This window comes from Vibrio chagasii, assembly GCF_024347355.1.
GTDB lineage: Bacteria > Pseudomonadota > Gammaproteobacteria > Enterobacterales > Vibrionaceae > Vibrio > Vibrio chagasii.
Map to the genome: position 1 here is coordinate 100993 of NZ_AP025465.1, position 14332 is coordinate 115324.

11 protein-coding genes are annotated in these 14332 nt (G+C 46.1%); 5 read left to right on the forward strand and 6 right to left on the reverse strand.

Annotation, left to right across the window (positions count from 1 at the left end; translation table 11 throughout):
- Positions 1 to 95: 95 nt before the first annotated feature.
- The 4 genes from OCV52_RS00450 (at position 96) to hemN (ending at position 3460) form a co-directional block, all read left to right on the forward strand.
- On the forward strand, positions 96 to 734 hold the full coding sequence (locus OCV52_RS00450) for a class I SAM-dependent methyltransferase (protein ID WP_032498331.1): 639 nt from the start codon (positions 96 to 98) through the stop codon (positions 732 to 734).
- Positions 734 to 1291 carry a Der GTPase-activating protein YihI gene (gene yihI, locus OCV52_RS00455; protein WP_008218484.1) on the forward strand — a complete coding sequence of 186 codons (558 nt, stop codon included), beginning with the start codon at positions 734 to 736 and terminating at the stop codon, positions 1289 to 1291. The genes OCV52_RS00450 and yihI overlap by 1 nt, the downstream gene beginning before the upstream one ends.
- Positions 1292 to 1297: 6 nt before the next feature.
- Positions 1298 to 1786 carry a DUF2489 domain-containing protein gene (locus OCV52_RS00460; protein ID WP_008218483.1) on the forward strand — a complete coding sequence of 163 codons (489 nt, stop codon included), beginning with the start codon at positions 1298 to 1300 and terminating at the stop codon, positions 1784 to 1786.
- Between the two features lie 282 nt (positions 1787 to 2068).
- Positions 2069 to 3460 carry an oxygen-independent coproporphyrinogen III oxidase gene (gene hemN, locus OCV52_RS00465; protein WP_137406371.1) on the forward strand — a complete coding sequence of 464 codons (1392 nt, stop codon included), beginning with the start codon at positions 2069 to 2071 and terminating at the stop codon, positions 3458 to 3460.
- Between the two features lie 83 nt (positions 3461 to 3543).
- Here the strand turns inward: hemN and OCV52_RS00470 are convergent, their stop codons facing one another.
- The 5 genes from OCV52_RS00470 to glnA all read right to left on the reverse strand — a co-directional run bounded on the left by OCV52_RS00470 (position 3544) and on the right by glnA (position 11164).
- The gene (locus OCV52_RS00470; RefSeq protein WP_137406370.1) at positions 3544 to 6108 is read right to left on the reverse strand and encodes a phosphodiesterase GepA; all 2565 of its coding nucleotides are present in this window, start codon (positions 6106 to 6108) and stop codon (positions 3544 to 3546) included.
- A 106-nt stretch (positions 6109 to 6214) separates the two neighbouring features.
- Complete coding sequence (glnG, locus tag OCV52_RS00475) at positions 6215 to 7618, reverse strand: nitrogen regulation protein NR(I) (RefSeq protein ID WP_102423528.1); 1404 nt, start codon at positions 7616 to 7618, stop codon at positions 6215 to 6217.
- A gap of 107 nt (positions 7619 to 7725) precedes the next feature.
- A complete protein-coding gene (gene glnL / locus OCV52_RS00480; protein WP_170222402.1) occupies positions 7726 to 8802 on the reverse strand; it encodes a nitrogen regulation protein NR(II) in 1077 nt (358 codons plus the stop codon).
- Between the two features lie 167 nt (positions 8803 to 8969).
- Positions 8970 to 9527, reverse strand: a complete 558-nt coding sequence (locus OCV52_RS00485; protein WP_137406369.1) for a DUF4124 domain-containing protein — start codon at positions 9525 to 9527, stop codon at positions 8970 to 8972.
- Between the two features lie 227 nt (positions 9528 to 9754).
- Entirely contained in the window at positions 9755 to 11164 is a 1410-nt protein-coding gene (gene glnA, locus OCV52_RS00490; RefSeq protein WP_004741473.1) for a glutamate--ammonia ligase, read from the reverse strand.
- Between the two features lie 563 nt (positions 11165 to 11727).
- On the opposite strand from glnA, the gene typA reads away from it, so the two are divergent.
- On the forward strand, positions 11728 to 13563 hold the full coding sequence (typA, locus tag OCV52_RS00495; RefSeq protein WP_137406368.1) for a translational GTPase TypA: 1836 nt from the start codon (positions 11728 to 11730) through the stop codon (positions 13561 to 13563).
- Between the two features lie 223 nt (positions 13564 to 13786).
- Here typA and OCV52_RS00500 read toward each other — a convergent pair whose 3' ends face one another.
- Entirely contained in the window at positions 13787 to 14317 is a 531-nt protein-coding gene (locus tag OCV52_RS00500; protein WP_137406367.1) for an AAA family ATPase, read from the reverse strand.
- Between the last annotated feature and the right edge of the window lie 15 nt (positions 14318 to 14332).

Below are 14332 nucleotides of genomic sequence, written 5' to 3' on the forward strand. Positions count from 1 at the left end.
CGCTTTTTTTATTGATTTGATGAAAAAACACCCAATACCTCTCCACTATAAACGCAGTTTCTGGTATGTTTCGCATCCCTGTTTAAGGATGTGCTATGTATACTTGTCCCTTATGTCATCACCATGGCGTGAATCACTATTTTGAAGACAAACGCAGAGCCTATCTGCAGTGTCAGCAATGTGAGCTGGTATTTGTAAAACCAGATCAAAGGTTAGAAGCAAACGAAGAGAAAGCGCACTATGATCTCCATGAGAATGATCCTAGTGATGCCGGCTATCGCCGCTTTTTATCTCGCATCGCGGATCCATTAACAGACAAAATTTCATCTAACTCACACGGGTTGGATTTTGGTTGTGGCCCGGGCCCTACGCTATCTATTATGTTAGAAGAAGCCGGACACACCATGGAGTTATACGATATTTACTACCACCCAGAAACTTCTGTGCTGGAGAAAACGTATGACTTTATGACTGCCACCGAGGTGATAGAGCATCTTTACCACCCAGATAAGGTGTGGCAGCAATGGTTGAATTTAGTTAAGCCCAAGGGCTGGATTGGTCTGATGACCAAGCTAGTAATAGACGTGGACGCGTTTGCTGGTTGGCACTATAAGAATGACCCGACACATGTCGTCTTCTTTAGTCGTCAAACATTCCAGTTTTTGGCTGAGCGGGATAAGCTCGAACTCGAATTTATTGGAAATGATGTAATTTTACTGAGGAAGACCCAGTAATGAGCCGTAGTAAAAAATCTAGAAAGCCGGGAGCATATGGTGCTCCTGAAGTTATCGTTACTCGTAACCGTAGCGAATCTGACGTTGAAGGTCGTGAACGTAAGCGTATTAAAAAGCGCAAGGGCCTAAAATCGGGTAGCCGCCACTCAGATGGTAGCGAAGCAAAACAGCGTAAAGCTGCACAAGATCGCGACCCACGTTTAGGTAGCAAGAAAAAAATCCCACTGATCGTTGAACCAGTGAAGAAGCTGACTAAGCAAGAGCGTAAGCTATCTAACGAGCAAGAGTTAGAGATGCTTGAGAATGATCCACAGCTGAACACACTACTAGACCGTATCGAAAATGGTGAAAACCTAGGTGCTGGTCTACAGAAGTTCGTTGATGAGAAGCTTGATCGCATTGAGCACCTAATGGGCCGTTTAGGTTTGCTAGAGCCAGAAGACGATGAAGAAGAAATCTTCGAAGAAGCACCCGTTGTATCGAAAAAGAAAGCAAGCTCTGACGAAGACTTGTTATCTCAGTTCGAAGACATCGACTTAGACAGCTTTAAAGGTTAATAGCCAATGAACGTAACCTTATTAGCAATTGCTGGTGGAATTATCATTCTCGGCTTGGGCTCTTACGCAGGTTACCTTCTACTTCAAGTGAAGAAGCAGACGGAGTTGCAAAAGCAGCATCAAGCACTAGCGATTGAAAAACGTAACGCGACGATTTACGAAAACGTAAATACTTTGTGTCTTGCGGGTATTCAAGGCCAGTGTGATTTGCCTGAGATCAGTATCCGAGTGTGTATCATCATGGATAATGTTCAGGGAGATGAGCGTGTCGATCTTGACGCAGAATATCCGGCCCTTTCCGAGCTGTACCATATTGTTAAAGATATGGCGCGCGGAGAAGAAAGGCAGGAGCTGACAAAGAAAGAGCGCATGCAGCAGAATCTCACACGCCACAAGGCAGAGACTCGCTTGAACGATGCTGTCATCGAGGATTTGAAAAGGTTGCAGGAGAAGGTTAAGCCTCTTAACAACCAAATCAACATCCAGATGATCTAGTCGCTAAGACTATTAAATATAGAGGCTTGTTTACTACCGGTGTTTTTAAGATGAATTATCTTTAACCCGAGTGCTAAATGAGCCTTCTTACCTTTTGCACCTCCGTATTCCGGTGCATTGTTAGTGATCAAGCTAGCAGTTCTGAGTTTTTATCTAGAAAATGGATTTTGTCTTGAAACGACCTTACAGGTCGTGTGACAAAATAACCCATCTATATTTTAATGTATGTAAATTGATTTGAGAGAGCCTACGTTCTCGCGGATCTAAATTGGAAGTACCGCTATGTCGAGCAAGCCAGTAACAACGAATCAGCAAATCGTTTGGGACCAAGAAATCTTAAACAAGTACAACTATTCGGGACCTCGTTACACTTCATACCCAACTGCGTTGGAGTTCCATGAAGCGTTTACCGTCTCTGATTACGACATGGCGTGTACGCAATACCCAGAGCGTCCACTGTCGCTTTACGTGCATATCCCGTTCTGCCATAAGCTTTGTTACTACTGTGGTTGTAACAAGGTGATTACTCGTCACTCGCACAAAGCGGACGAGTACCTAGATGTGATTGAGCATGAAATCCGCCAACGTGCTTCTTTATTGAATGGTCGCGAAGTGACTCAATTGCACTTCGGCGGTGGTACACCAACCTTCCTAAGCAAGACACAAATCACGCGTCTAATGATGATTCTACGTGATGAGTTTAACTTCACTGCTGACGCTGAGATCAGCATCGAGGTTGACCCTCGTGAGATTGAACTCGACGTGCTGGATCACCTGCGTAACGAAGGCTTCAACCGCCTGAGTATCGGTGTTCAAGATTTCAATAAAGAAGTGCAAAAGCTGGTTAATCGTGAGCAAGATGAAAAGTTCATCGTCGCTATGGTTCAGCGTGCTAAAGAGCTTGGCTTCCGTTCAACGAACCTAGATTTGATTTACGGCCTACCGAAGCAGACTCAAGCATTGTTCGCTGAAACGCTGAAGCAAGTGCTTGAGATGAAACCGGGTCGTCTATCGGTATTTAACTACGCTCACATGCCACAACTGTTTGCGGCGCAGCGTAAGATTAAAGATGAAGACCTACCAAAAGCTGAAGAAAAGATGGCGATCTTGCAAGATACTATCGAGACTCTAACGGGTGCTGGTTACCAGTTTATCGGTATGGACCACTTCGCACTTCCTGAAGATGAGCTAGCAGTGGCGCAGCGTGAAGGTGTGTTGCACCGTAATTTCCAAGGCTACACGACTCAGGGCGAATGTGACCTAGTAGGTTTTGGTGTGTCGGCTATCTCCATGGTGGGTGACTCTTACGCGCAAAACCAAAAAGAACTTAAGAAATACTACGCTCAAGTGAATGACCTTCGTCATGCGCTTTGGAAAGGTGTCGCACTAGATAACGATGATTTACTGCGTCGTGAAGTGATTAAGCAGCTGATCTGTAACTTTAAACTCGACAAGACGATGATCGAATCTGAGTTCGCTGTTGATTTTAATTGTTACTTCAAAGAAGACTTAGAGCTTCTGCAAACTTTCATTAACGATGACTTGGTTGAAGTCGACGACAAAGAAATCCGTGTAACGCTTCGTGGTCGTCTGTTGATTCGTAACATCTGTATGTGTTTCGATAAATACTTGCGTGCTAAGGCTCGCCAACAGCAGTTCTCGCGCGTTATCTAATCACTCGTTCAAGAATAAACACATAAAAAGTGCCAGCATCATGCTGGCATTTTTGTATTCGGCTTACTCTAATCTTAGCTTGCTTAGGCAGTAGTCTGTTTGCGGCCTTGTTTAGCGTTAGCAAGGTCAGTCGGCCATTGGTCAAACGGCACCGGGCGACTGTATAGGAAGCCTTGCGCCTGCGAACATTGCAGCTGTTTAAGCAAGTCAGCTTGCTGCTGAGTCTCAACCCCTTCAGCGACTAAGCTAACCTTGAAGCCTCTGGTGATATTGACGATAGCGGCAACAATTGAGCTGTCTAGGTTCTCTTTATCGAGCTTGCTGACAAAGCTGCGGTCGATCTTAAGGCAGTCGAAAGGCAGTTTTTGTAGGTAGGCCAGCGACGAATATCCGGTACCAAAATCATCAATCGCAATTGAGATACCTAATGCTTTGAGTGTCAGCATATTGTCGATGACCGTTGGGTCGTTATCGACGATTCGCGATTCGGTGATCTCCAAGGTGAGGTTCTTCGCTGGTAGCTTAGTGTCACTCAGAGTCTTCTTCACTAAATCAATGAACCCATTCTCACTAAGCTGGTCAACCGAGAGATTAACGTGAATAGAGAAGTCTTCACTCCACTTGCCTGACTCGATTGCGATAGCCGTATCTCGACAAGACTTATGCAGGATCTGCTTATCTATGTCGTAGATAAGGCCGCTCTCCTCGGCAAGAGGAATAAACTCTAATGGTGAGATAATGCCTTCATCTGTTACCCAACGCGCTAGCGCTTCAGCCCCTATGGTTGAGCCTGATTCGAGATCGATGATTGGCTGATAAAATGGTTCGAACTGTTGAAGGTCGATCGCTTTATTGAGGCGCGCCAACATCTTGGTTCTATGCCTAGAAGCGTTCCCCATTTCCGGGCTGTAGATACTGACGCGGGCTTTGTCTTGCTTGGCGTTACTCAATGCGATGCTGCTATTACGAAGCCACACGGTAAAATCTTGCTCATTGGACACATGGACAATACCGATTGAGACTTTAATCATCACGCTCTCAGATTCCATTGCAAACGGAGAGGCGAAGGTCTGCAGTAGGCGATTTGTCAGCAGCTGAACGTCACTCTCTTGAGTGACGCTCGGTGCGTAGATAGCAAACTCATCACCACCAGTACGAGCCAGTAGATACTCTGAAGGTAGCATGCCACGTAAGCGTGCCGCGGATATGATCAATAGTTGGTCACCATTGTAATGGCCAAGGCTGTCATTGATGTCGCGGAAGCGGTCAATACCCACCAAGAATAGCGTGCCTTTCTCGTTAGCTGCACTCTTCTTAGCGGCATCGATCAAACCTTCTCTACTATATAGCTTAGTGAGCGAGTCGTAGGTCAGTTGAGACTGCAATTGCTTAAATGAGGCCTTTAAGTTGTTGGCCATTTCATTGAACGCTTCAACCAACATACTGGTTTCATAGATATGGCCAGACCTCGGCATATTGGTATCCCAATCACCGTTGGCAAGGCGCTTTGCCGCATCAGCGGTTGAGGTGATTGGCTGAGTAACACGGTTAAAGGCGATTAAGCCTAGGATGATGCCAATGCAGCTCACGGTAAGTCCAATTAGCCAGCTATTTCTTTGATTTTCAGGCAGCTCGCCAAGCAAGTTGGTTTTGGGTATCGACATACCGATAAACCAAGTGATGCCATGCTCATCCTGGTAGGGAGTGATTTGATTGAAGTACTGTTCGCCATCTAGGGTAAACCTGAAGCGTTGGGCGCCCATATTTTCAATCAAGTGCAGTTGGTCAACGTAGCTAGCACTCTCGCGTATTATTGTATTAGCGCTCTCGGTAGCTAATAAGCGTTGGCCTCTATTAGTTTTGCCTGTTCCCCAAGAAATCACACTGCCAGCGCCAGAGTGGGCGACTAAACGTTGCTGTTGATCGATGACGTAAACTGACACATCGGTTTTTTCCTTCAGTTCTCTTAAGAACGCGTTGAAGGTGTTGATCTTGATATCGCTAACGATAACCGCTTTGAACTCGTTGTCGTCATAGATAGGAGCAAGAGCTGAAAGGGTGATCTCTTGGCGTTCGTCCGCGTTGGCATAGATTGGAGACCATGACGGCTGTTTGTCATTGACAACAGGGCGATACCAAGGACGAACTCTAGGATCGTATCCGGAAATGACCGAGCGAATATCGTCACTGATCTTACTGCCGCGATAGATAACCAGCTGATCTTGAGTGCGGTCATCTTGGAGCATTAAGGTATAGCCGTTGTTGGCCTCTTTACGAAAACCGACATAGTTACCGTCTTCTGAACCAAAGCCGATCACATCTAATTGAGGGACGGCTGTGAAATGGTCAGAAAACTTATAAAGGATGTAGTCTTGAACCTTGCTAAGGTTTCCAGGCTGATACAGCTTGTGATAGCCGATGTTTTGGCTTAACGAGAGGTTGGCGTGAAATGGCTTCTCTAAGAACTCATCTAGGCTTTGATGAACGTTATCTGTGAGTGATGTTAGCTGGCGTGCACTAATATCACTCACCATCTCTTGGTAGCTTTGCTTTTGAGTGAAAACCATTACGCCCATAGTGAACAGAAAAATCAGCACGAAGGGCAGAACCACAGCGGTTCTCAATGTAATTTGTGTTTTCAAAGACATCGTTGCTACAACTTTGGTGAATAGTGTACTGTAATCGTACCGACACTATTCAAACCAAGCGACACTTTTTTGGTTAAAAAGTAGCTGCATCGAGAGTCATATAAGCCTAGTACAGTTCTTTGAGTTTACGAGTTAGGGTGTTTCTTCCCCAGCCCAAAACCTTGGCTGCGTCTTGTTTGTGACCATTCGTATGGTTGAGTGCAGCCTCTAGCAGTATACGTTCAAACTCCGGAAGAGCATAAGTGAGCAGCTCTTTTTCTCCTGAATCAAGCGCACATTTTGCCCAATTAGCAAGTAGCTGCTGCCAGTTATCTCCAGTACCTGATGGTGCGACGGTTTTTTCTTCCAATAGCTCCGGTGGTAGGTCTGAAGGAAGGATTTCACTACCGCTCGCCATCACGGTCAACCAACGACAGATGTTCTCTAGTTGACGCACGTTACCCGGCCAATTTAGCTGATTCAGCTTGATTATGGTTTCTGGGTGCAGTGTCTTCACTTCCACACCAAGTTCTTCAGCCGCTGAGGCTAGGAAGTGATGAGTCAACTTTTCGATATCTTGTTTACGTTCACGTAGGGCAGGAATGTGAATCCGAATAACGTTGAGTCGGTGGAACAAATCTTCACGGAAATCGCCTTCATGCACTAGTCGTTCTAGATCTTGGTGGGTTGCCGCAACGATACGAACGTCTACCTTAACTGCAGAGTGACCGCCGACACGATAGAACTGACCATCAGAAAGTACACGCAACAAACGAGTTTGAATATCGAGTGGCATGTCACCGATCTCATCCAGAAATAGTGTGCCGCCGTTGGCTTGTTCAAAACGTCCTTGGCGAACGCTGTTAGCGCCGGTAAAGGCACCTTTCTCGTGACCAAACAGTTCGGATTCGATGAGGTCTTTCGGTATTGCCGCCATATTGAGTGCGATGAAAGGCTTTTTTGCTCTTGGGCTATGACGATGCAAAGCGTGAGCAACCAACTCTTTACCAGTACCCGACTCACCATTAATCAGTACTGATATTGATGAGCGAGACAGACGACCAATAGCCCGAAATACCTCCTGCATTGCCGGAGCTTCACCAATGATCTCTGGCGCATTGGTCTCTTCAGAGGCCTCACTGGCTTGTTCGCGCTTCTGCTCTTGGCTGTGGGCGATCGCTCGTTCTACGAGCGTTAGCGTCTCATCGATATCAAATGGCTTAGGCAGGTATTCAAAGGCACCTTTTTGATAAGCATTGACTGCAGCATCTAAGTCGGAGTGCGCCGTCATGATGATCACCGGGAGGTCGGGAGAGCGCTGATGCACTTGGTGCAATAGTTCGATCCCGTCAATGCCGGGCATACGGATATCAGACACCAGTACATCGGGCGTCTCGCGCTCAAGCGCAAGTAGTACGCTCTCTGCATCAGCAAATGTTTCACACTTTATATCAGCTGATGAAAGTGTCTTTTCTACTACCCAGCGGATAGAGCTGTCGTCATCGACGACCCAAACGTATCCCTTACTCATAATTCAATTCCTTTGCAGCCAAATCTATTGTGATAATCATTGTTTTTATTGTTCTGTATTCGTTCCTTGCCTGAAACTCAGTTTCTCATTGATAGGTGTCACTTCGTTTAAATCGGCAAGTAAATCGTAAATGTGGTGTTCCCTGGCCAGCTCTCAACATCGATTTTTCCGTTGTGCTGGTCGATCAGGTTCTGAGAAATGGATAGTCCCAGCCCTGTGCCGCCTTCACGGCCACTGACCATGGGGTAGAACAGGGTGTCTTTTAATTCATTGGGGATGCCCGGACCGTTATCGCTGATCTCAATACGTGCCGCGAGTTTGTGTCGCTGACCATGAATGTTGGCTTGATGCACCGTTCTGGTGCGAATAGTAATTTTGCCTGAATCTTGTGCCTTTAAAATCTGCGCCGCATTGCTCACGATATTGAGCATCGCCTGTTCCACCTGCGCTGAGTCCATCACTATTGGTGGCAGGCTTGGATCGTAGTCTCGCTCAATCGCCAGTGTGGATCCGGACTCGAGCTCGACCAACTGTCTGACTTTTTCGAGTATCTGGTGGAGGTTCTCTTCAGACTTGGTTCCCGGCTTTTGTGGGCCAAGTAGGCGGTCGACCAGAGCGCGCAAGCGGTCGGCTTGCTCAATAATGATCTGGGTGTATTCATTCAGCGACTGATCGGGAAGCATCTTTCCAAGTAATTGCGCTGCCCCTCTTAAGCCACCTAAAGGGTTCTTTATTTCATGAGCTAAACCGCGCACTAACAGCTTCGCCGCTTGTTGTTGCGCATGTTGGTTTAACTCTTGGCTAAGGCGCCTTTGCTGGTCTATCTTGCGCATCTCTACGAGCAACAGGGTTTCACGCTGCCAGGTAATTGGACTAACCGTCACCTCAAGCATCAGCGGGCGGTTGTCGACGACAAAGGTCACGTCACTGTCGGTAATGCTCTGGCCGCTTTGTAGAGGTTGCGTAAGCAGTGCTAAGTCGAGCGAGGCGTGTTGGATAAGTTGACTTAGTGGGTGATCAACAATGCGTCTCGCACTTTGTGAAAAGAGTTGTTCAGCCGCCGGGTTGGCGTATCGCACGTATAACTGTTCATCGAGCATCAATGTCGAAGTCACCATATTGTCGAGAATGGCGTTGGAAAGATGGTGTGTATCTATGCTGTCGCTTTTGGCTGATCGATTCACTGTTTCGTCCTTGAACTGGTGTTTTTCTCACTGCACCAAATTGGTGCGTAGCTAAGTTCAAGTATGGCGCATATCAATCAGAAGCTAAAGATAATTCATAAAAGTCGCGAAAAGCTGCTGAGAACAGGCAAAAATTGATGTTATTCAGTCTCTTTTAACCTATTGGCCTACTTGATCGTCGCTCGATGTAAATACACGGTGACTGGACTAGTAGATGCAATAAGCTTGCCGCTTCTATGTGCTTGAATTGCAATGGTGTGAGTGCCACGATCGATATCTTTCAACTGCCAGTTGGGTTGGGTTTGTGGTGCGCCATAGCGTCGCCCATCGAGCATCAATTGCAGCTGCTCGCCAATGCCCAGTTTACGGTTGAGTTCGATTTGAATTGAGATGAAGCCACGATTACTGCGGATAGTTTGGTCGTGAATGGGAGTGAGCATAGTAAGAGCTAATGGCGCTGGGACTTCTCGCTCGGTCTGTTGTGCTTTTGGTTGCTCTTGGCTTGGAATAGCCGAGGCGCTTTGATCGTCAACGGGTTTCGATGGCTCGAATTTAGGTGCGGGTGCTGAGGCTTGAACATCCGGAAGCTCAAGAGACTTAGCGCCCTTGCCTGTCGGTGTATCACTAAAATGAAGTACGCCATCTTCACCTACCCAAGTATAAACTGTTTGAGCAGAGCATGAGAATGCGACTGTTAACCCGACCAGGAACAGTATTTTTTTCATATGGTTGGCCCCTTTCACCGTTAGGTGATTTCATGTTTGGCGTTGGTTTGTTATTGATTTTATTGTATTTAGCTCGACAGCCTCTGAGGGCTTTTGTCTATTTTCTAAGGCATGTTACGAAGAAGGAGAGGTTGGGAGAATATAAAAAAGGCCCGCCTGCGAGGCGAGCCTAATATTTAGTCAGCGATTCTTACATGATTGCAGTAAGAGAGCTTATCTACCAGAGATTAAACAGAGTAGTACAGTTCGAACTCAAGTGGGTGAGTTGTCATGTTTACTTTCTCTACATCTTGAGACTTAAGGTCGATGTAAGAGTCGATGAAGTCGTCAGAGAATACACCGCCAGCTGTTAGGAACTCACGGTCAGCGTCTAGACACTCTAGAGCTTCTTTTAGTGAGTAAGCCACTGTTGGGATTTCTGCCGCTTCTTCAGCTGGTAGGTCGTATAGATCTTTATCCATAGCTTCGCCTGGGTGGATCTTGTTCTTAATACCGTCAAGACCAGCCATTAGCATTGCTGAGTAGCATAGGTATGGGTTCGCTGCTGGGTCACCAAAACGTAGCTCGATACGACGTGCTTTAGGGCTTGGTACCACTGGGATACGGATAGAAGCAGAACGGTTACGTGCAGAGTAAGCAAGCATAACTGGAGCTTCGAAGCCTGGTACAAGACGCTTGTACGAGTTAGTTGATGGGTTAGCAAATGCGTTGATAGCGCGAGCGTGCTTGATTACACCACCGATGTAGTAAAGTGCCATTTCAGATAGGCCGCCGTACTTATCACCAGCAAACAGGTTTACACCGTCTTTTGCTAGAGATTGGTGAACGTGCATACCAGAACCGTTATCACCAACTAGTGGCTTAGGCATGAATGTCGCTGTTTTACCAAATGCGTGAGCAACGTTGTGTACAACGTACTTGTAGATTTGAGTTTCGTCAGCTTTCGTTGTTAGCGTGTTGAAGCGAGTTGCGATTTCGTTTTGACCCGCAGTTGCTACTTCGTGGTGGTGCGCTTCTACAACTAGGCCCATCTCTTCCATTACTAGACACATTGCTGAACGGATGTCTTGAGATGAATCAACTGGAGCTACTGGGAAGTAACCGCCTTTAACGCCTGGACGGTGACCTTTGTTACCGCCTTCTACGTCAGAACCTGTGTTCCATGCTGCTTCGATGTCGTCGATCTTGAAGAAAGAACCTGACATGTCAGTTGCAAATTTAACGTCGTCAAATAGGAAGAACTCTGGCTCAGGACCTATTAGAACTGTGTCTGCGATACCTGTAGAGCGCATGTACTCTTCAGAACGTTTTGCGATTGAGCGTGGGTCACGGTCGTAGCCTTGCATAGTTGCAGGCTCTAGAATGTCACAACGGATGTTTAGCGTTGCGTCTTCTGTGAATGGGTCTAGAACAGCAGATGATGCGTCTGGCATCATTACCATGTCAGATTCGTTGATGCCTTTCCAACCAGCGACTGAAGAGCCGTCGAACATTTTACCTTCTTCGAAGAAGTCTGCGTCAACTTGGTGAGAAGGAATAGAGATATGCTGCTCTTTACCTTTAGTATCTGTAAAGCGTAGGTCTACAAATTTAACTTCGTTCTCTTGGATCAGCGATAGTACGTTTTCTACTGACATCTTGGATAACCTCCAGTGTTATTAATTTGGTATTAGCTCGATTCGGTTGAAACTAGCATTGATTAATGTCTAACAAGTGCATTAATCGATGCTGATTTATCTATAGCCAAAAGCGTGCCAAAAAAATTATTCCATTAATTTCAATGTGTTACTTGTTTTGCTGTTTCGCCTGTCTCTAGTTTTGCACCAAAATGATCTTTGGTTGCACTATATTGGTGCATTTGTTTGTCGATGCACCAATATGAGACAAAAGCGAACACCATTCAGCATTGAATTGCAGACATTGTCAATCCACTTTTGTCATTTAGCCGGAGTTTTGGCGAGTTACTCGCGTACGAGACTTTTTAGAATCCTACAGATTTTGCTAGCCAACACTGTACTGAATCAAAGTTAAGCCAATGTGAATCGCTAACTAAGAAAAAAGCCTTGGTTCAGATCACATATTTCTGGGTTTTTGTCTAGAATCTGGTATATTATTGACCGTTTTTTTAATCAAGCTAGTGGCATTTCCTCTATTTTCAGAGGTCATTTGCGGCTACTTTTTATGAGTGAATCGAGAATCCATGTCTACTCCACAGATTGATAAGTTAAGAAATATCGCGATCATCGCGCACGTTGACCACGGTAAAACGACTTTGGTTGATAAACTGCTACAACAGTCAGGCACTCTTGAGTCTCGTGGTGAAGCTGAAGAGCGTGTCATGGATTCGAATGACATCGAAAAAGAGCGTGGCATTACCATTCTTGCTAAGAACACAGCAATCAACTGGAATGATTACCGTATCAACATCGTAGATACCCCGGGACACGCGGACTTCGGTGGTGAAGTTGAGCGTATCATGTCTATGGTTGACTCTGTTCTACTGATCGTTGACGCAGTTGACGGCCCAATGCCTCAAACTCGTTTCGTAACGCAAAAAGCATTCGCACACGGTCTTAAGCCAATCGTTGTAATCAACAAGATTGACCGCCCAGGCGCTCGCCCTGATTGGGTTATGGATCAAGTATTCGACCTTTTCGACAACCTAGGTGCGACTGATGAGCAACTAGACTTCACAGTTGTTTACGCTTCAGCTCTAAACGGTTGGGCAACAATGACTGAAGGCGAAACTGGTACAGACATGGAACCACTGTTCCAAGCTGTTATTGATACAGTAGACGCGCCAGCTGTTGACCTTAACGGTCCACTACAAATGCAAGTTTCTCAACTAGATTACAGCTCTTACGTAGGTGTTATCGGTGTTGCACGTGTTACTCGTGGTTCTGTTAAGCCAAACCAACAAGTATCTATCATCGGCGCTGACGGTAAGAAGCGTAACGGTAAAGTAGGTACTGTACTAGGTTACCTAGGCCTTGACCGTCACGAAGTTGAACAAGCTAACGCTGGTGACATCATTGCAATCACTGGTCTTGGTGAGCTTAAAATCTCTGACACTATCTGTGACGTGAACAACGTTGAAGCGATGACTCCGCTTTCTGTTGATGAACCAACAGTAACAATGACGTTCCAAGTAAACACTTCTCCGTTCGCGGGTAAAGAAGGTAAGTTCGTAACTTCACGTAACATCCTTGAGCGTCTAGAGAAAGAACTAGTACACAACGTTGCACTACGTGTTGAACAAACAGACGATCCAGACCGTTTCCGTGTATCTGGTCGTGGTGAACTTCACCTTTCTATCCTGATCGAGAACATGCGTCGTGAAGGCTTCGAGCTAGCAGTATCTCGTCCAGAAGTAATCATCAAGAAAGATGAAGATGGCAACCTAACAGAACCGTTTGAAACAGTGACTATCGATGTGCTTGAAGAGCACCAAGGTGGCATCATGGAAAACATCGGTCTACGTAAAGGTGAGCTAACTGATATGTCTCCAGATGGCAAAGGCCGTGTTCGCATGGACTTCATGATGCCTTCTCGTGGTCTTATCGGTTTCCAAACTGAGTTCCTAACGCTAACGTCTGGTTCTGGTCTTCTTTACCACACGTTCGATCACTACGGTCCACACAAAGGTGGCGTAATTGGTCAACGTAACAACGGTGTTCTAATCTCGAACGCAACCGGTAAAGCTCTGACTTACGCACTATTCAACCTACAAGAGCGTGGTCGTCTATTCGCTGAGCACGCAGACGAAGTATACGAAGGTCAAATCATCGGTATTCACAACCGTTCAAACGACCTGACAGTAAACTGTCTGAAAGGTAAGCAGCTAACGAACGTTCGTGCATCTGGTACTGATGAAGCACAGGTTCTTTCGCCACCTATCCGTCACACTCTAGAGCAAGCTCTTGAGTTCATCGACGAAGACGAACTAGTAGAAGTAACGCCAGAAAACATTCGTATCCGTAAGAAGCTTCTTACTGAAAACGAACGTAAGCGTGCAGCACGTCCAGCTAAAGCTTAATTGCTCGCTGACTAGCTTCTAGTTAAATAAGAAAGCCCTGAGTAGCTAAGCTGCTCAGGGCTTTTGTTTTTTAGTTAGCTAAGATACGAGTACACGAGATGCAGGATACGAAGAGCGTATTTAGATTGGAAATATCTAGGTACTAAGAGGGTAAGTATCTTTGGTGCCCTATTTCCTATCATCGAATCGTCATTCCAGAATAGAGGAACGAGATGTCTGCAATCTAGTTTTTAATTCCTAGGTGGCTTTCAACGAACAGCACTCGCTCAGCGACCGACATAAACGGCACTTCAACCACCTCATAACCTAGCTCTTGATAGACGTTGACTAGAGCGTGGTGAAGCTCTAATGCTTCTTCAAAGGGGTAAGGGCGCACTTCATCTTGAACATAGATCGAAGCCTCGGGGCGACAGAACAACACTTGAGGGTGATAACCTTGGCTTGCTTCTTGGTAGGTCGCATCTATCTCTAGGCTAGCCTGAGCCAAATAGCCACAAATGTCCGGAATAGCGCGATCGAGAAAGGCAATCGGATGTTGATTAGCTTGACCCTTTTGCTTGCTCATTACACCTAGACAAAGCTCAGCAAAGCCGGGAAGGTCTACCCAAGGTAAGATACCGCCTTCAAGCTGACTTTGCTGTTCTATTAACTGACGAGAGGACTCTGCGAAGGTGGGGTAACCCGTATCAGCCAATGCATTAATCAGAGTAGTTTTTCCGGCGCCAGGGCCGCCAGTTATAATGATTGGATTCATACGGGCTTATCTTGT